Origin of the sequence: Lactobacillus sp. N54.MGS-719, from assembly GCF_000980505.1 — a bacterium.
GTDB classification, from domain to species: domain Bacteria; phylum Bacillota; class Bacilli; order Lactobacillales; family Lactobacillaceae; genus Lactobacillus; species Lactobacillus amylovorus.
Window position 1 is genome coordinate 1 of record NZ_LARO01000032.1, and the last position, 18,700, is coordinate 18,700.

Consider the following 18,700-nt stretch of genomic DNA (forward strand, 5'->3'; position numbering starts at 1 on the left):
GGGTACAGGTACGGCTAAGGTAGCTCCAGTCAAAGCTGCAACGGTTTCTGATGAAGCTCAAACTCCAGAAACAGTTTCAACCACAGAGGGCATTTCAGACGAATCAACCGAAGTAGCTGAAAAGAGTCAAAATGAAGAGACTTTACCTGAAACAGGTGATAAGAAGGCTGAAGCTGCAGGAGTTCTTGGAGCGTTGGCAGCCACAATGGGTATCACAGGCTTGGACGCTTCAAGAAGACGTAAGGCTAGCGCAAAAGTTAACAGAAAAGATAAGAAGAACGGTAAGTAGATTTGAAAAGTAGTGCGAAAGCACTGCTTTTTTTGCGTATGTTAGAATGAACCAAATTAGAAAGGAGTCTCTTAATGACCTTTTATACCCTAAATTACATCCAAAATAATCAGAATACGGATCGGGCCATTTTCTACATTCTGATGTTAGTCGCCGCATCGGCAATGATTATTTTTACCGTCCTTTATCTGCGCGATCGGTTTAACACCAGATACCGCGATCTAGGAATTATTGCCCTATTATTTTTACTCATGTTTGTGGGGACACAGTATGAGAAGTACACACAGATTAACATGCAAAAGTCCCAGGCAACGCAGATCATTCCCTTTATCAAATCTGTTGCCCGCGATGAAAATGTTAAAACCTCCGATGTGTTGGTCAATTCTACTACCTTAACAGATGGCATGATCGTGCGCATCGATTCCAAAAATGTGGATTATCAATTGAATCTGAATGAAGATCGCAATACTTATACGCTGACTCAAGCACACGTGATTGATCATAGGGTGGATGTGAAGAATTAATATGCAACTAGACTATACTCAACTTTTTATCAAATTTGCCCTCGGCATTTTAACTTTAATTATTCAAATCAACGTTTTCGGTAAAAGCAACTTAGCTCCAACTACGGCACTGGACCAACTACAGAACTATGTTCTTGGTGGAATCATCGGTGGTTTAATTTACAATTCCAGCATTAGTATTTTGCAATTTTTACTAGTTTTGATTGTTTGGACACTAGTTGCCTTCATCCTGAAATTCAGCCGCGACCACAACAGCTGGATTCGTGGCATTATTGACGGCAAGCCCGTTCAAGTGATCAAGGATGGTAAAGTCTTAGTCGGCAACTGTATGAAGGCAGGAATTTCCGCTAATGAATTGATGTTTAAACTCAGAAGCCGCGGAATTTATTCTGTTGAAAAAGTGAAGAACTGTATTTTTGAACAAAACGGGCAATTAACTATTATTGAAAATGATGAGGCTAATATCCGTTTTCCAATTATTAGCGATGGGCAGGCCAACGTCGATGTGCTGGAGTTGATTCACAAAGACGAGTCTTGGCTCGAGCATGAAGTAGAAAAAGCAGGTTATAATAATGTTAATGATGTCTTTTTAGGCGAATACATTGATGGAAAACTGCATTTTACAGGTTATACAAAATAATTAGGAAAAGAGAATCATAATGACAGATTTAACTAAGGTAAAAGAATGGCTGAAAGATGCTGATGCCGTGATCGTCACTGCTGGTAATGGCATGGCTAAAGAGGAAGGCCTCGACATTTTAAGCGAGGAAAACTTCGATGATGAATATGGCAAGGTTGCTGACAAGTACGATGTGCATACAATCGGGGATGCCCTCGACAAGAAGTTTGACACTTGGGATGAACAATGGGCTTTCTGGAGTCAACTGGTCAACGAATATTCGCTTGAATATGAGCCAAGTGAAACTATGTTGGCTTTAAAGGAGCTGCTCAAAGATAAGCAATACTTCATCGCTACTAGCACTTTCGGTCACTTCTTTGAAAATGCTGGTTTTAACGAAAAACGCATCTTCAATGCCTTCGGTGACTGGACCAGAATGCAATGTTCTAGCGGCGTGAACCATGGTCAAAAGGATGATCGTGAAGTCGTTAAGAAGTATTTAGAAGGAAAAGGTGAAGTGCCAAAGTGTGAGGATTGTAATTCTCCAATGGAATTGCACATGCCACTTAACGCCAATTTCTTCCCAGACACCGATGCCAATACGCGCTTCCGTTGGTTCTTAACCGGTAACGAAGACAAGAAGGTCGTTGTCTTAGAACTCGGCGTTGATGAAACCAGTCCACAACTGCTTGATCCAATGGTTAAGCTAGTTGAACAGTTCCCTAATTGGCATTACGTTGCTGCAGATTTAGCCGATAATGATTTACCAGACGATATTCAAAAGAGATCAGCTGGTTTTGCCACAGATTCACACGATATGATGATGAAATTAACTAAATAGGTGAGAAATGAGTATTTACGTAAAAAACGGGATTCTGCATGTTCCCGGTGCCCAAGATAAGTTGCGGCAAAAAGGGCAAGAAATACCTGACTTTTTGTCTAATTACACCATGCTGGATATTGAAACGACTGGCCTGAGTCCATACAGAGACCGCATTACAGAACTTGGTGCAGTGAAGGTCAGAAACGGCCAAATCGTTGACCAATATACTAATTTGATCAAGTTCCCTAAGAACAATAAGGTGCCTGCTTTTATTACCAAATTGAATGGCATTACTGAAGAACAAATCGTTAATGAGGGGATTCCTGCTGAACAAGCGATTAAGGAATTCCGTGAGTTCATCGATGACGACATTATCATTGGTTATAACGTCAACTTTGATCTGAACTTTTTATATGATTTAAGTCAAAAGTACAAGTTGCCAATCTTAAATAATGATTACGTCGATGTGTTACGCTTAGCCAGAGCGTACTATCCACGCGAACGCCACAATCGTTTGATTGACTGCATGCAGCGTGCTGGTATCGCGCAAGTAGAGGAGCACCACGGTTTAGCCGACTCGCTTGATACGATCAAGGTTTATAACGACTTTAGTGCGCACTTCACCGATGATTTGCTTGAAGCGACACGTAACAAGATCAAGAACGTTGATTTAACTGGCGACGATGTCGATTACATTGATCTCGGTTTTAGAAATCCGGTCCAAAATAAAAACATCGTTTTATCAGGTCACATTCATATGGATGAACAAGACGCCGACAAGATGATTGGCAACATGGGTGGTAAGGTCGAAGATAAGGTTAACCCAATGACCAATTATCTGATTATGGGTGACCATGATTTCTTTAGAAAAGACAACGAAGATTTGAATACGGCACGTGATTTGATTAAAGATGGTGCCAAGATTAAGCGTTTGTCAGAAAGCTTCTTTTTAGGGATGCTTGATGACTGGGCACGAAGTTAGAGGATTTTTATGGCAAGAAGAAGACGACGCAGAAAACAGAGTACTGTTTTTTCATCGATTATTGTAATTATCGCTATTGCCTGGGGAGTATTTACTAAAGCTGGCAGCGATCCTAATGGTAGCCAATTTATTAAAAATGTAACTGGCAATAGCAATGACCAAGTAACCAATACTATCAAGAGTGCTTCAAAAAGCAATAAGGTCTATGGCGGGCTATCGCAAAGCGATTATAAAAAGCTAGCTGATTTGAATTTCAAGAGTGGCTCTAGGGCATATACCGAAGTGAACCATAATCGTTCGACCTTAGTTAAAAGCTCTTGGAAGATCAACCGAGTAATTTATTCAAACCTTGATTCGCTGAATAGAACTTCACGTTCCAATACTGCCTTTTTGGAGCGGCGCAACGTGGCTAATGATAGTTTGCGTGTGCGGCAGTTCGTAGAACCGACTGGTTGGCATTACAACCACAGAAACGGCACGCAGATTTATAACCGTGGTCACCTGATCGCTTATTCGGTTTCCGCTGGTATCGACCAAAGCGGTAACTACGATCCAAGCAACCAATCCGGGGACCAGAACAACCCTAAGAACCTGTTTACCCAATCGGCTTTTTCTAACCAACGAATTCAAACCATTTTTGAAGCTAAAGTTAGAAAAGCTCTGAGAGAAAATAAACGCGTGATTTATCAAGCCACTGCTGTATTCAGAGGCAATGAACTAATGGCGCGCGGAGTTAACCTGCAGGCCGTTTCAACTGATGGCACGCTGGACTTCAATGTTTATCTGTATAATATTCAACCTGGCTATCAATTTAACTATAATAATGGTAGAGCTAAAGTTGATCGCCAAATGCAGGTCAATGAAGAGTAAAATGTAGATATAAATTTTTAAAAGGGAGTACATATTAATGAAAAAAGATAACTGTACCGCAATGCTTGTCGGTAAAGATGCTTCAATCGATGGCTCAACTATGATCGCTCGTGACGAAGACGGTTACGGCGGCATTAACGAAAAGCTGTTTGTCGTAAACAAGGCTCGCCACTACGATGAAGATTATGTTTCAAAATACAACGGCTTCAAGATGCACCTTGAAGGTGATGGCTGCAAGTGGACTGCTGCTCCAACTGCTGATGATTCAGAAGGTCGTTGGGACGAACAAGGTATCAACGAATATAACGTCGCTATGTCAGCTACCGAAACTGAAGCAACCAACGCTCGCTGCCTAGGTCACGACCCACTCGTTGAAGACGGTATTAACGAAGATTCAATGGTTTACATCACTTTGCCATTCGTTAAGACTGCACGTGAAGGTGTTAAGCGTTTAGGTCGTTTGATTGAAAAATATGGTACTGGTGAAAGCAACGGTATCGCATTTTCAGACAACAAGGAAGTTTGGTACCTTGAAACTGGCGCTGGTCACCAATGGGTAGCTGCTCGTGTTCCTGACGATTCATACGCAATTTGTCCTAACATTATGGTTATCCAAAACGTTGACTTTAATGATCCAGACAACTTTATGTACAGCAAAGGCCTCCAAGAATTCGTTGAAAAGAACCACTTGAACAATAGTACCGATGGTAGTTTCAACTTCCGTGATATCTTTGGTACTAAGGATGAAGCTGATGCTTTCTACAACACCCCAAGAACTTGGTACGGTCAAAAGTTGTTTAACCCAAGTATTGAACAAGATCCAACTAGCCAAGAAATGCCATTTACTCGCGTTCCTGAAAAAAAGATTGGCGTTGAAGACGTGCAAAGATTTTTGACTAGTCACTACAACGGCACCCCATATGATCCAATGGATACTTTCTCATCCGGCACTGAAAAAGAACAAAAGATGTTCCGTTCAATCGCATTAGACAGAAACCAAGAATCAAGCATCTTGCAAATCAGAAACGATGTTCCAACTAAGATGGCTGCTATTCAATGGATCAACATGGGCTTTTACGCATACTCACCATACGTTCCTTTCTATACCAACATCGAAGATACGCCACTTAACTACAAGGTTGCCGAGCACATGGTTGATCCAGACAGCAGTGCTTACTGGCTTTACAAGACTTTGCAAGTAATCGTTGAACCACGTTACCACCAATACATTTATGAAGTAAATGCTTACCGTGACGATTGCCAAAGCTACGGTATCGGTCGTATCGATGCCATTGATGAAAAAGCCAAGGAGCTTGACGGTACTGAATTAATCAAGTATTTGACTAACGCCAACGATGTTACTGCCGGCGTAATTACCAAGAAGACCAAGGAATTAATGAGCAAATTGGTAAGACAAGCTTTGAACAGTTCTAAGTACCAATTTGAACGCGGCGACAATTTATAAAAAAATAAATAATTTAGAAAAAATAGGTCATGAAAATTAATTTCATGACCTATTTTTTGGGTACGTACCACAATATTTAGTAAACCCGAACAAAAAAGCAAAATACAACTATGCAAAGGCTTGAATACAAATAAAACGCGAATACTGAGAGAGGTTTATTTCACCAACACTGAGAAACCACAAATTTTTTTACTGAATTATTTGTTTTTTGTGTCTTTTTAGCTTAAAATTAATAGATAAATTTATAAACTTAAATCAATATATAGTGGTGTGTGAAACTTATGAATGATGATAAATTTGTTGAAGTAAAGAACCTTAAAAAGGTTTACGACAATGGTCACGAAGCAATCAAGGACGTTAGCTTCTCAGTTAAGAAAGGCGACCTTGTTTGTTTACTTGGACCTTCAGGTTGTGGTAAGACAACCATTTTGAACATGCTTGCTGGTTTACTTAACCCAACCAGTGGCGATATTCTTTTTGATGGCAAATCTGTCGTTAACGTAGCACCTAAAGATCGTCAAATTGGCTACGTTTTCCAGAACTATGCTTTATACCCACACATGACAGTCCTTCAAAATGTTATGTTTCCTTTAACTGTGGGCAAGCAAAAAATGCCTAAAGATAAGGCTAAGGAGATTGCGGAAAAGTACATGGAAACAACTCAAATCACCGAACTTGCCGACCAAAAGCCAGGTAACTTGTCAGGTGGTCAACAACAGCGTGTCGCAATCGCTCGTGCCTTGGTGCAACAACCTAAGATCTTGCTCATGGACGAACCTTTGAGTAACCTTGATGCACGTCTTCGTTTGAAGATTCGTGAAGAAATCCGTAACTTGGTTAAAAAAGTGGGCATCACTACTTTATTCGTTACCCACGACCAAGAAGAAGCTTTATCCATTGGTGATAAAATCATCCTCTTCAACAATGGTGTGATCCAACAAGATGATATGGGTCAAAACTTCTATCTTGAACCAAATAACTACTTCGTTGCTAACTTCGTTGGTAACCCTGTAATTGATAATTTCAAAGTTACTGTTAAAGACGGCAAGATTACCGGCTCGGACTTTGAAATCAACGTAGATGACTTAGAACAAAGTCGTTTCAAACATGATTTAACTGATGGCGAATACACATTATCTGTTCGCCCTGAAAATATTTTGCCAGCTGATAGTGGTCACGTTTCAGCTAAGATCGACGATGTTGAATTAATCGGCCGTGAATGTATTTTAAAATTTACTCATGATGGCGTTCAAGCTCGTTCACTTGTTGATCTTGAAACCCCAATTAAGAGGGGAAGCACCGTTAACTTAAAGATGCGCCTAGATCGCGTATTCCTCTTTACTAAGGAAGGAGAGCGTGTCTACTAATGAAGAGCAATCAAAAGAAAGCTTGGCTCTTTTTAGCGCCAACAATTATCTTTGTTACTTTCTTTAGTATTTACCCAATTTTACGGGCATTTGTGATGAGTTTCCAAAGCGGTCCATTAATCAATTTGAACTGGACTGGCTTTAGCAACTATCAATACATCTTTAGTGATCCCGAATTTTGGCGCGCAATTAGAAACACCATTCTTTATGCGCTAATTTCGGTGCCTGTAGCATTAGCTATTTCAATCATGCTCGCATGGTTTATTTTCAGTAAGGTAAAGCACAAGTCATTCTTTGAAACGACTTTCTTTATGCCTTACGTTACTTCAACCATTGCGATTGGTATCGTGTTCCGTTACATCTTTAATGGTGAATACGGGATGCTTAACTTCCTATTAAGAGCGCTTCATTTGCCAGCTCCTAACTGGATTGATGATCCATCAATGTCACTGACAACCATCATTATCTTTGGTGTTTGGACATCACTTGCCTTTAACATCGTTATCTTGATGGGTGCTCTTCGTAACATTGATCCAAACTACTACACTATTGCCGATATGTACGGCGCAACCGGTACTGAAAAGTTCTGGCGTATTACTATGCCACAACTTGTACCAACGATCGCCTTCTTATTGACGATGAACATTATTGCGGCATTCAAGATTTATACTTCCGTATATGCATTGTTCAACGGACAAGCAGGTGTCGGAAACTCAGCTACAACGGCAGTGTTCTACATTTATAACAAATTTCAAATTGTAGGTACGCCAGGTGTAGCGATGGCCGCAACGGTAATTTTATTCCTCATCATTATGTTCGTAACCTTCTTACAACGTAAGATGATGAAAAAGATTGGGGGACGGTAAAAAATGAAGAAGATTCGTTGGGGTGCTTTGGTTGCTTACATCGTTTTAGCAATCTTTGCGATTATTACTGTCTTTCCATTCGTTTACATGATTTTGGGCGGACTAATGAGTTTTAGAGAAACGACAACGATTCCGCCAACATTAATTCCTAAGCACTTTGAATGGTCAAACTATGCTAAGGTCTTTGCCCAAGCACCATTTGCTCGTTACTTCTTAAACACCTTTATTACGGCTAGTGTAACGACTATCGTAAGTTTGTTTAACGCACTTCTTGGTGCTTTTGCCATGGTTAATTTGAAGTTCAAGGGTAAGGGCGTTGTACAAGTCGTTCTTTTGTCACTCTTGATGGTGCCAGGTGAAGCAATCATCTTCACTAACTACAACACCATTGCCAGAATGGGCTTACTTAACACCTACATCGGTTTGGTATTACCATTCTTGACTTCAATTTTCTACATGTACTACTTACAAAGCTACTTCGGCTCAATCTCACAAACCATCTACAAGGCTGCGATGATTGACGGGGCTAGCGACTGGGAATACATCTGGAGAATTTTGGTACCAATGTCTAAAGGTGGTTTGTTCACTGTGGCGCTTTTGAGCTTCATTTCAGGTTGGAATTCATTCCTATGGCCATTATTGGTAACCAATGAAGACAGCATGAGACTGTTGAACAACGGTTTAACTTCATTTGCCTCAGATGCAGGTAGTGAAACGCAATTGCAATTAGCAGCTGCTACATTAACCGTTTTGCCAATCTTGATCTTATACTTCATCTTTAGAAAGCAAATTATTCGAGGAGTAGTACGTAATGACCTTAAAGGATAAAACAACCGTTACCTTTTATAACGGTTTAACCACAATTGGTGGACCAATGATCGAAGTGGCTTATAACAAGTCACACGTTCTGTTTGACTTAGGCGAAGTATATCGTCCTGAGTTAAAGCTGCCAGATGAAAGTTACCAAACTTTGATTAAAAATCAGTTGATTGGGGATGTGCCTAATTTTTACGATCCAAAAATTACGGGCAAGCCAATCGATACTGAACGCTGGGAACACTCTGCAGCTTACATTTCACACTTACACTTGGACCACAGCAAGGTCCTAAACTTGCTTGCACCTGAAATTCCACTTTATGCAGGTCCAATTACTGCTCATTTACTTCCTGCTTTGAATGAAAATGGCGACTTTCTTTTACCAGCCGCTGGACACGAGAAGAACTACACTCGTCCAATCATTGCGGCTGAGTATAAGAAGCCGATCAAGGTGGGAGATATTACCCTGGAAATATATCCTAGTGACCACGATGCTTACGGTGCAACTGGCTTACTAGTTAAGACACCGGACAAGCAAATCGCCTACACTGGTGATATTCGTTTGCATGGCTACCACCCAGATTTGGTTCGTGCCTTCATGCAAGCGGCCAAAGGTAGCGATATGTTGATCATTGAAGGTACTGGCGTTTCTTGGCCAGAAGAAAAGCACGATGAAAACAGCGAAGAATTCACTGGTCCTAAGAACGAAGTGGAGTTAACTGAAGAAATCGTGCGCTTGCAAAACGCCAACCCTGATCGCCAAATCACCTTTAACACTTACCCAACTAACGTGGAGCGTTTGCTTAGAATTGTTTCTGATTCTCCACGTAAGGTGGTTTTGCATGCTAAGCGTGCGCATTTGATTAAGGACAGTCTTAACGAAGATTATCCATATTACTACTTGCCAGAAGACAAGAAGTATTCTGATTTGAATCCAGAGCTTGAAGTCAGCTACGACGAGCTTTTGGCGGATAATCATAAATACTTATGGCAAGCTGTAAGCGATTATGATAAGCTTCAAATGGGCGGTCTTTACATCCATTCAAATGCCGAGCCATTGGGTGACTTCGACCCTACCTACAAGCCATTTGTAGAGCAATTCGCTAAAAATAAAATTGAGTTCATTGCATTGCGTTGCTCAGGCCACGCCGATGAAAAAGAACTCAAAGAAATAATTGGTGGGATTCAGCCAGCTATTTTGGTACCGGTGCACACATTGCATCCGGAGCTGGAAGAGAATCCATTTGGAGAACGTATTTTACCTAAACGTGGTCAAACAGCCACGCTTTAGTAAAATTAAAGATTATTGTTGTTTAGCTTTATTTTTTAGGAGGATTTATCCAAATGAAGTTTAGTAAGAAACTTGCTATGGCTGCCGTTGCTGCTTTAGCCTTAGTAGGAACTGCTGCTTGTTCAAATGGCGGTAGCAACTCTTCATCAAGTTCATCAGAAAAGATTCCATCAAAGATTACTAAGAAGACTACAGTTGTCTTTTGGAACGCTATGCCTGGTGTACAAGGTTCTACTTTGAAGAAATTGACTAACGAATTCGAAAAGAAGAACCCTAAGATTAACGTTAAGTTGGAAAACCAAGGTACTTACAATGATTTGCAAGCTAAGATCAACTCAACTTTGCAATCACCAAACAACTTGCCAACTATTACCCAAGCATATCCAGGCTGGCTTTGGAATGCTGCACAAAACAAGATGCTTGTAAACATGACTCCATACATCAACAACAAGAATGTTGGTTGGGGTAGCGCTAAGGCATCTGGTATTAGAACCGAACTTCTTGACGGTGCTAAGATCAAGGGTACCCAATATGGTATTCCATTTAACAAGTCAATCGAAACTTTGACTTACAACGCTGACATGTTCAAGAAGTATGGCATTAAGAAAGTTCCAACCACTATGGAAGAACTTAAGCAAGTGTCAGAAACTATTTACAAGAAGAGTAACCACAAGGTTGTAGGTGCTGGTTTTGACTCACTTTCGAACTACTACACTCTTGGCTTGAAGAACGAAGGTGTTAACTTCTCAGACAAGGTTAACTTCAGTGGTGCTGCTTCAAAGAAAGTTATTAACTACTACGCAGATGGTATCAAGAAGGGTTACTTCAGAGTGGCTGGTTCAGAACACTACCTTTCAGGTCCATTTGCTAACGAAAAAGTTGCTATGTTCATCGGTACTTCAGCAGGTGAAGGTTTCGTTAAGCAAGGTGTAGGCAACAAGTTCGCTTACGACGTTGCTCCACGTCCTGGCAAGTACACTATGCAACAAGGTACTGACATTTACATGTTCAACCACGCAACTGCTGATCAAAAGGCAGCCGCATTTAAGTACATTAAGTTCTTGGTATCTAAGTCAAGTCAACTTAAGTGGGCTAACGCTACTGGTTACATTCCAGTTAACGAAAGCGTTGTAACTTCAAGCGAATACAAGAACAACAAGAGCACCAAGCTTCCTGCTAAACTTGAAGACTCAATGAAGCACTTGTACAGTGTTCCTGTTTCAAAGAACTCAAATGCTGCATACCAACAATTGAACAGCATTATGCAAAACATTTTGTCCGCAGCACAAAAGGGTCAAAATGTTAACAGCCAAATTAACGCTGGTAAGCAAAAGTTTGATGCTGCTTGGAAGCAATAAAACTAAATAGCAATTAATGTTAAAAGCAGACCGTGCTGGGTCTGCTTTTTTTATGGAAAAATGGTAACATTTATAGGTAAATAAAAATGCAGAGGTGAGCCAGTTGATAAGACAACAAAATTTCCCGGTGGAAACAAAATATAAATGGTACGACATCAACAATTTAAGCGAGGAAGACAGCGATAATTTGCAAAGTGAGTTCAATTTTACGCCGGATATTATTTCATATATTTCCGACCGTCACGAACGTCCTCGCTACGACTATGACTTGCATACCAAGAGTCACTTGCTAGTTTATGATGTACCAATCTGGCCCACCAATACGATTAAGCACTTCACTTCCCACCCAATTACATTCTTGGTTGTCGGTGAAAATGTCTTCACTTTCCATACCGAATCAACCAGTTATGTTTTTGACGAATTCAACGACGAACATATGCGGGAAAGATTATCTGAAGCAAAGGATGTAACGGAACTGTTGATGCTGTTCTTTCTTTACTCTTCACAATATTTCCAGCGTGCCGTTACGCAGCTTGATGTTGAGCGTAACAGCTTGGATCAAAAATTGTCTGATAACATTAACAACAAGGATTTGGTCGAGCTTTCTAATATTGAAAAAAGTTTGGTTTATTTGTCCAGTTCTATTCAAACTGATCTGATCATGTTGCACAGCTTGGACCACAGTAAATTGAACTTCACTAAGGAAGCTAAAGAACGACTCGATGACGTGTTAATTGAATCAAGCCAGTCAGCAGAAATGGTTAGGATTTCACAACAAGTTACGAAGACTTTGTCAGCAACATCCAACAACATGATGAACAATAACCTGAACGACACGATGCAGTTCTTAACTGTGTGGTCATTGGTTTTGACGATTCCAACTATTTTGACTGGGTTCTATGGGATGAACGTTTCTTTGCCAATCTTGAAAACCTCGTTTGACTGGATTTTGATTATCCTATTGATGGCGGTTTTGATGATCTGGCTAGTAATTCTGATGAAGCGACACCATTTCTTCTAAGATTGAGGCAAATAAATGAAACATAAAGTATTAATAGGTGCAATTATTACGACCTTGGTGGCCTTTCTTTTGTACACGACTAACTTAAAACGCGTGGATAACGCCAAATTAAAGGTTGTGGGACCAACAACCAGCAAGGTTAATAAGACGAAAAAAGCCAAGGAACCAAAGGTCAAGACGCTGAAGGAACCTAAGGTTAACTCAATTGAATATACCAACCACGTTAAGGCTAAGAGCGGTAGCAACAAGAAGCTGGTTAAGATCATTAAGAAGACGATGGGCATTGATGACAGCTACCAAGTTGCCGTCCAAGATTTGACCAATTCTAGCCGTTATGCCGTAGTCGCTAATACGCAAAAAGCACATGATGCTAAAAAGGCGATGAAGCTGTTTTTGCTTATTGCGCTATATGAACAAGAACAAAACGGTAAGATTAATTCTAGAACCGCGATTAAGATTAAGAAGTCAGACAAGGCCAAGGGCGATAAGATGTTCCAGGTTAATATGGCTTATGGCATTGCTTACTTGCGTGAAGGGATGCTTAAAGGCAATAAGACTGCATCAAACGCTTTGCTTAGAAAAGTTGGCGTAAATAATGTTGACTCTGTAGCTAAGAGAATGGGTGCAACGCAAACGTCGATCGCCAAGAACTTTAACGGTGATTCATATGGTAAGACGACTGCTAACGATTTGACTAAGACGATGGTCGGTCTTTACCAAGGTAGAGTGCTTAACCGGCAACATGCTAGTCGTGTGCTTAGCACAATTGCTAGCTCACGTCCTTTGCCAAGCATGGTGAACGGCATCAGCGGCGGCGTTTATGCGATCGGTGATGATGATTTTGCGACAGCAATCGTCCAAGGCAACGGCCATGCTTACAGCGTGTCTGTTTGGGGCGGCAACAATAAGAACTTTAATAAGCTAGGCAAACAAGTTAATAATTGGTTTAGTAAAAGAAAATAAATAGGCATAAATAATAAGGCGTTTCGCCTTATTATTTTTTGCATTATTTACACTATGTAGATTGTATTCTTCACTTTGTAGTGATATAGTATTTATTATGCTAGGAGAAGGAGGGATGAGAATGGCACAAAAAAGAAATCTTGATCTGGACAAGATCATCGATCAGGCAACTGAGCTGATTTGTGAGAAGGGCTTAGATAAGATGACGATGCCAGCTTTGGCTAAGTCATTAGATGTTCGCTCGCAATCACTTTATCACTATGTTTCAGGCCGAAAGCAGTTATTATCCTTAATTGGTGCAAGACAAGTAAAGATCTTACGGCACAAGTTAATGGATGATTTGATAGGGATCTCCGGTAGGGAGGCCTTGCTTAAGTTTGCGGACACGGTGCGTGACTTTTTGTTGAGTGATCGGGCCTTGTCCAGTATCGTGTATCATTTGAACGAATATCCAAAGGATGCTGAGATTAATCAGGAGATTTTTAATCTGATAAAATTAGGTGAAAAGCTTAATTTTAGAAAAGAGAGTGTCATTTCATTCCATGCTTTAATTGGTGCTGTATTGGGTTATGTGTTCTTAGACAATTCATCTTCTTTTGTTGATGAAACTAAGAATGAATCTAATCGTAATTATCACGAAATGATTCTGCGTCTCGTAGAACCAGAGCCTGATTTACAAAAACTAGGGAGGAAATAGGAAAGTGCAGAAATTTCTGAAAAATCATGTTTTTTCTTTAATTGCATGGGTTTTGATATTGATTATTTCCGTTGTTGCTTTGCCTAATATCACTGAGCTAACTAACGCTCACTCAGATATTACATTGCCAAGCAATGTTGAAAGCAACGTCGCGCAATCAATTGAAAACAACTGGGGTGCAAAGAAGAAAAACACCTATGCGATAGCACTTGTTTTTAACAAGGAACATGGCAAGCTGACTGATGCTGATAAACAAGCTATCAACAATACGCTTGACAAGTTTACTAATGATAAAAGTAAGTACGGAATTAAGGACACGTTGCTTCCTGATTCCAATATTGCTACTAGAAAGAAGCTTCAATCAAAGGACGGTACGACTTGGGTAGCACAATTCAACGTATCTAAGAAGGGCCGTACGGTTGAACAAGTTTATAACCAAATGAATAGGGATGTTAAAACGCAAGGCCTTCGCACTTATGTAACTGGTGCTGACGTTTTGCAACATGACTTCTCTGCTTCAATTCAGGAGGGAATTAAGAAGACTGAGGCAATTACAGTTGTCTTCATCTTTATCGTCTTAATTATCGTATTTAAGTCACCAATTGTGCCATTAATTTCATTATTGACTGTTGGTGTATCATTCCTTACTTCCTTCTCAATTGTTACGAACTTAGTAGAACATGCTAATTTCCCATTCTCAAACTTTACTCAGGTGTTCATGGTTATCGTGCTATTTGGTATCGGTACCGACTACAACATCCTGCTGTATGACAAGTTTAAAGAGGATCTGGGGAAAGGGATGGACAAGTACAAGGCGATGCACGATGCGCTTCGTAACGCTGGTAAGACCATCCTTTACTCAGGTTCATCTATCTTAATCGGTTTTACAGCTTTAAGTTTGGCTAAATTCTCTATTTACAGATCAGCTGTTGGTGTTGCCGTTGGTGTTGCCGTACTTCTGGTAGTACTTTTAACACTCAACCCATTCTTTATGGCTGTTCTTGGTAAGAAGATGTTCTGGCCAGTTAAGAAGTTCACTGGCGAAAGTGATGATAAGCTTTGGCATGGAATTTCAGCTTCAACTTTGAAACACCCAATCATTTACTTGGCTGTTTTAGCCGTGGTTACAGTTCCATTTATGTTGATGTACTCAGGCCACTTGAATTACGATGATACTGATGAAATTGCTGATTCAGTTCCATCTAAGCAAGGTTTGTTGGTAGTTCAAAAGCACTTCTCAAAGGGTATGGCTGAACCATCATACTTGTACATCCAAAGTAAACATAGATTAGATAACGAAGAAAACTTGAAGTTGATTGATCAATTGACCAGACAACTTCAACAATCAAAAGACGTTTCATTTGCAACATCTGTAACCCAACCTTACGGTCAACCAATTGATATGCTTTACGTAAATAATCAATTGAACACTGTTAACGATGGGGTAGATCAAGCTCGTTCCGGTTTAGGTAAGTTAAGCAAAGGTGCTAATAAAGTAGCAAACGGTGCTAACAGATTAAGAGACGGTGCTGATCAACTTCAAGATGGTACTGGTCAACTTCAAAGTGGTGCACAACAATTAGTTGGTGGCACTAGTCGTTTGCAAAATGGTGCGCAACAATTGCAAAGTGGTGCAACTCGCCTGCAAAGTGGTTCAGGCCAACTAGTTAGTGGTGCTGATCGTTTGCAAAGTGGATCAAGCCAACTTCAAAGTGGTGCGGTTCGTTTGCAAACAGGTGCTGGTCGTTTAGCTAGTGGTACTCATGCTTTGGTTACTGGTGCAAGCAGCCTTCAAAGTGGTGCCAACCGTTTGCAAAGTGGTGCTAATAGCTTACGTAGCGGTACGCAATCATTGCAAAACGGTACCCAACAAATGGTTAACCAATTACAACAATTGAGTTCACAACTTTCAACTCAATTGAGTGGTTCTAACAGACAGCAACTTGCTGCATTGCAAACTGCTTTGCCACAAATTAATAGTGGTATTCAGCAGTTGAACCAACAAGTTAGTGGTTTGGATACTTCACAAGTTGCTCAATTGAGCATACAATTAGAAAGATTACGAGAACAAGTTAGCCAAATGACTAATGGTGGTTCAAACACTGCTTCAAGTGCACAATCTGCTGCACTTGCTAGAGCTCAAAGTTCACTTGATAGCAGTAATTTGACTCCAACTGAAAGAGCTGCTGCAAATCGTGCTGTTGAAGCTGCTTTGAATGCAGCAAAATTATCTTCAAACAGCCAAAACTCTAATAATGCTAGTGCTGTTTCAAGTGAACTTGCTGGTCTTAACTCACAATTAAGTTCATTAACTGGGTCATTACGACAATTAGCAACTTTGCAAAGCAGTGTTCGTCAATTAGCTCAAGCTTCAAACCGTGTACTTCCAGGTGCCGCAACTGCTTTGAACCAATTAAGCTCTGGTTTATCTCAAGTTCAATCAGCTGCTAGTCAAGGGGTTGCAGGTGCACAAAGACTTAACTCAGGTGCCGCAGCTCTTAACAGTGGTGCTGGTCGTCTTAACTCAGGTCTTGGCACATTAAGTGCAGGTGTCGGTCGTCTTAGCGCTGGTGCTGGTCAACTTGATTCAGGTGCCGGCCAACTTCAAAGTGGTCTTGGTACTCTTGCAAATGGTGCTGGTCAACTTAACAGCGGCCTTGGCACTCTTGCAAACGGTGCAGGTACTTTGAACACTGGTCTTGGTACTTTAGCTAACGGTGCTGGTCAACTTAACAACGGTGTTGGTCAATTAGCTAGCCAAGCTCCACAACTTATCTCAGGTATCGGCCAACTTAACAGCGGTGCCGGCCAACTCAGCATGGGTGCTGGCAAGTTAGCTGCTAAGGCTCCAGAACTTACTACAGGTATCGATACTGTAAACAGTGGTTTGGGTCAAGGTGAAGCTTACCTTAGAGGCTTAGGTTCATCTGCTGCCGCAGATACCTTCTACATTCCAAAGGAATTCTTGAAGAATGAAATGTTCAAGAAGTCAATGGATGTATACCTCAGCCCTGACAAGAAGTCAGCTCAAATTATCGTTGTCTTCAACTCAAACCCAAGTGCAACTGAAGCTACTGACGAATCACAAGAATTGAGCGCAATGGCTAAGAAGACCTTCCAAGGTACTCCATTGAAGAATGCTAAGGTTGCCATGGGTGGTCAAAGTTCAAAGATCAAGGATACTAAGTCAGTTGCTAGTGGCGACTTCATCAGAACTGCCGCAATCATGTTAATTGGTATCGGTATTGCTTTGATGTTCGTAACTCGTTCACTTCTTCAACCTGTTTACATTCTTGGTACTTTGCTTATTGCTTACCTCTGCTCACTTTCAATCAACCAATGGATTGTTAAGGTAGTTCTTGGCAGAAGCATGCTTACTTGGAATACACCATTCTTTAGCTTTATCATGTTGATTGCCTTAGGTGTTGACTACAGTATCTTCCTCATGACTCGTTACAACGAACTCAAGGAAGAAGGATTTACTACTCCAAGTTCAAGAATCTTGAAGGCATGTGCCATCATTGGTACGGTTGTTATCTCAGCCGCAATCATCTTGGGTGGTACTTTCGCAGCCCTCATTCCATCAGGCATTCCAACCTTGATCGAAGTTGCCTTGACTGTGGACGTTGGTTTGTTAATCTTGGTATTCATTTTGCCAATTACCTTATCAGCTGCAGTTAAGTTAACTTATGAAGGTATTGATTTCGGTAAGTACTTTAAGAGAAATAGAACTAACAATAATTAGTTAAAAAGATAAAGAGCAGTCCTATGATGTCGTAGGACCGCTCTTTTTTTGCTCTCGTCTTTTTGCTTGTATAAGCATGGTATAATAATACAAAAAAGAAGGGACTTTTGAATATGACTACATGCCCAAACTGCGGACACGAGATTAGTGATACAGATGACATCTGTCCAAACTGCGGCTTTAACCTGAAAAAGTATCGTGATGACTTTTTCACGGATCAACACAAGCAGGCTAAGTATGAACAACCCGATGAAGGAAAGAAGATAGCTAGCCGTGCCGCATACCGCGAAGAATTTTATCCAGAAAAGCAAAATTCCACTGTACAAAGAATGATTGCCTGGGTTAGACAGAATGCAACCATCGTCTTTTTGCTTGGCGTCTTTTTACTGATTCTGATGAGTTTTTCTAGAGCAGCTGGTTGGATTTGCTTCCTAGCTTTGATGGTCTGGCTCTTCATCGTCTGCGATCGGAAAGATAAAGTTGAGCAATATACTGCTGATAAGCGATTAACGGAAAAGATTAATCAGGTAGGTTCGAATATATTTAACCGCGTTGATGAACGTGAAGATAAGGTGAGAACACGCAGTAAGGAATTTGCGGAGAAGCACCCTAAGGTAGAAAGCCAAGTTAGAGAGATTAAAAAGCAACGCAGTCACCGTTACAGCTATGTTCAACTATCTGTAATCTTGACGGCTTTGATCAGTTTGATCGTTTTATTCACCGACTCTGGTGCTTCCGTTTCGGCTGTAAGTTATACACAAAAGATGTCCATTTCGAATGTGATCTTTAGTTTGGCTGGTCGACTTTTATCAACCAATTCACTTCAAGCGCTTATTTTGTACATTGTATGGCTACTTCTGTTGTTGTTCCCAATCTTCATCATTTACAACGTTTTGAAGAATACGAAACATACTAATCTAGTGTTGGATGATTACTCGACGGAGTAGTCGTTCAACACTTTTTCTTTTACTATGTAAAGTGGAGATGAAGCCAATGCCGTGACT

The 18,700-nt window shown here is 40.6% G+C and carries 16 protein-coding genes and 1 pseudogene; all 17 read left to right on the top strand.

The window, feature by feature from the left end; translation table 11 throughout:
- Positions 1-289 (top strand): LPXTG cell wall anchor domain-containing protein (locus WS44_RS06505; protein WP_046433754.1); only part of this gene is annotated, 289 nt, incomplete at its 5' end.
- A 74-nt stretch (positions 290-363) separates the two neighbouring features.
- A complete protein-coding gene (locus WS44_RS06510; protein WP_013642383.1) occupies positions 364-813 on the top strand; it encodes a DUF3290 domain-containing protein in 450 nt (149 codons plus the stop codon).
- A gap of 1 nt (position 814) precedes the next feature.
- Entirely contained in the window at positions 815-1,453 is a 639-nt protein-coding gene (locus WS44_RS06515; RefSeq protein ID WP_013438535.1) for a DUF421 domain-containing protein, read from the top strand.
- Positions 1,454-1,472: 19 nt separating this feature from the next.
- The gene (locus WS44_RS06520; RefSeq protein ID WP_013438534.1) at positions 1,473-2,273 is read left to right on the top strand and encodes a hypothetical protein; all 801 of its coding nucleotides are present in this window, start codon (positions 1,473-1,475) and stop codon (positions 2,271-2,273) included.
- 7 nt (positions 2,274-2,280) lie between these two features.
- Positions 2,281-3,237 (top strand): exonuclease domain-containing protein, encoded by a 957-nt coding sequence (locus WS44_RS06525; protein WP_013438533.1) that lies wholly within the window; start codon positions 2,281-2,283, stop codon positions 3,235-3,237.
- 9 nt (positions 3,238-3,246) lie between these two features.
- Positions 3,247-4,107 carry a DNA/RNA non-specific endonuclease gene (locus tag WS44_RS06530; RefSeq protein WP_013438532.1) on the top strand — a complete coding sequence of 287 codons (861 nt, stop codon included), beginning with the start codon at positions 3,247-3,249 and terminating at the stop codon, positions 4,105-4,107.
- Positions 4,108-4,144: 37 nt separating this feature from the next.
- The gene (locus tag WS44_RS06535; protein ID WP_014566113.1) at positions 4,145-5,572 is read left to right on the top strand and encodes a C69 family dipeptidase; all 1,428 of its coding nucleotides are present in this window, start codon (positions 4,145-4,147) and stop codon (positions 5,570-5,572) included.
- A gap of 281 nt (positions 5,573-5,853) precedes the next feature.
- Positions 5,854-6,939 (top strand): ABC transporter ATP-binding protein, encoded by a 1,086-nt coding sequence (locus WS44_RS06540; RefSeq protein ID WP_013438530.1) that lies wholly within the window; start codon positions 5,854-5,856, stop codon positions 6,937-6,939.
- Positions 6,939-7,805: a sugar ABC transporter permease gene (locus tag WS44_RS06545; protein ID WP_013438529.1), complete on the top strand. Its 867-nt coding sequence runs from the start codon at positions 6,939-6,941 to the stop codon at positions 7,803-7,805. Before WS44_RS06540 ends, WS44_RS06545 begins: the two co-directional genes overlap by 1 nt.
- Before the next feature lie 3 nt (positions 7,806-7,808).
- On the top strand, positions 7,809-8,633 hold the full coding sequence (locus WS44_RS06550) for a carbohydrate ABC transporter permease (protein WP_013438528.1): 825 nt from the start codon (positions 7,809-7,811) through the stop codon (positions 8,631-8,633).
- Positions 8,617-9,912 carry an MBL fold metallo-hydrolase gene (locus WS44_RS06555; protein ID WP_013642379.1) on the top strand — a complete coding sequence of 432 codons (1,296 nt, stop codon included), beginning with the start codon at positions 8,617-8,619 and terminating at the stop codon, positions 9,910-9,912. The genes WS44_RS06550 and WS44_RS06555 overlap by 17 nt, the downstream gene beginning before the upstream one ends.
- A 53-nt stretch (positions 9,913-9,965) precedes the next feature.
- The gene (locus tag WS44_RS06560) at positions 9,966-11,270 is read left to right on the top strand and encodes an extracellular solute-binding protein (RefSeq protein ID WP_046433758.1); all 1,305 of its coding nucleotides are present in this window, start codon (positions 9,966-9,968) and stop codon (positions 11,268-11,270) included.
- A 103-nt stretch (positions 11,271-11,373) separates the two neighbouring features.
- Positions 11,374-12,291: a magnesium transporter CorA family protein gene (locus WS44_RS06565; protein WP_046433759.1), complete on the top strand. Its 918-nt coding sequence runs from the start codon at positions 11,374-11,376 to the stop codon at positions 12,289-12,291.
- A gap of 15 nt (positions 12,292-12,306) precedes the next feature.
- The gene (locus tag WS44_RS06570; protein WP_046433761.1) at positions 12,307-13,254 is read left to right on the top strand and encodes a serine hydrolase; all 948 of its coding nucleotides are present in this window, start codon (positions 12,307-12,309) and stop codon (positions 13,252-13,254) included.
- A gap of 121 nt (positions 13,255-13,375) precedes the next feature.
- Complete coding sequence (locus tag WS44_RS06575) at positions 13,376-13,951, top strand: TetR/AcrR family transcriptional regulator (protein ID WP_046433763.1); 576 nt, start codon at positions 13,376-13,378, stop codon at positions 13,949-13,951.
- 4 nt (positions 13,952-13,955) lie between these two features.
- Positions 13,956-17,696, top strand: coding sequence for an MMPL family transporter (locus tag WS44_RS06580; protein WP_046433764.1), 3,741 nt, complete (start codon positions 13,956-13,958; stop codon positions 17,694-17,696).
- A gap of 113 nt (positions 17,697-17,809) precedes the next feature.
- A pseudogene (locus tag WS44_RS06585) lies at positions 17,810-18,604 on the top strand (zinc ribbon domain-containing protein); the annotation flags it as partial.
- Between the last annotated feature and the right edge of the window lie 96 nt (positions 18,605-18,700).

Excerpts from the sequence above, each read along its gene's own strand:
- WS44_RS06510 (WP_013642383.1), top strand. The coding sequence starts at position 364 with ATGACCTTTTATACCCTAAATTACATCCAAAATAATCAGAATACGGAT.
- WS44_RS06515 (WP_013438535.1), top strand. The coding sequence starts at position 815 with ATGCAACTAGACTATACTCAACTTTTTATCAAATTTGCCCTCGGCATT.
- WS44_RS06520 (WP_013438534.1), top strand. The coding sequence starts at position 1,473 with ATGACAGATTTAACTAAGGTAAAAGAATGGCTGAAAGATGCTGATGCC.
- WS44_RS06525 (WP_013438533.1), top strand. The coding sequence starts at position 2,281 with ATGAGTATTTACGTAAAAAACGGGATTCTGCATGTTCCCGGTGCCCAA.
- WS44_RS06530 (WP_013438532.1), top strand. The coding sequence starts at position 3,247 with ATGGCAAGAAGAAGACGACGCAGAAAACAGAGTACTGTTTTTTCATCG.
- WS44_RS06535 (WP_014566113.1), top strand. The coding sequence starts at position 4,145 with ATGAAAAAAGATAACTGTACCGCAATGCTTGTCGGTAAAGATGCTTCA.
- WS44_RS06540 (WP_013438530.1), top strand. The coding sequence starts at position 5,854 with ATGAATGATGATAAATTTGTTGAAGTAAAGAACCTTAAAAAGGTTTAC.
- WS44_RS06545 (WP_013438529.1), top strand. The coding sequence starts at position 6,939 with ATGAAGAGCAATCAAAAGAAAGCTTGGCTCTTTTTAGCGCCAACAATT.
- WS44_RS06550 (WP_013438528.1), top strand. The coding sequence starts at position 7,809 with ATGAAGAAGATTCGTTGGGGTGCTTTGGTTGCTTACATCGTTTTAGCA.
- WS44_RS06555 (WP_013642379.1), top strand. The coding sequence starts at position 8,617 with ATGACCTTAAAGGATAAAACAACCGTTACCTTTTATAACGGTTTAACC.
- WS44_RS06560 (WP_046433758.1), top strand. The coding sequence starts at position 9,966 with ATGAAGTTTAGTAAGAAACTTGCTATGGCTGCCGTTGCTGCTTTAGCC.
- WS44_RS06570 (WP_046433761.1), top strand. The coding sequence starts at position 12,307 with ATGAAACATAAAGTATTAATAGGTGCAATTATTACGACCTTGGTGGCC.
- WS44_RS06575 (WP_046433763.1), top strand. The coding sequence starts at position 13,376 with ATGGCACAAAAAAGAAATCTTGATCTGGACAAGATCATCGATCAGGCA.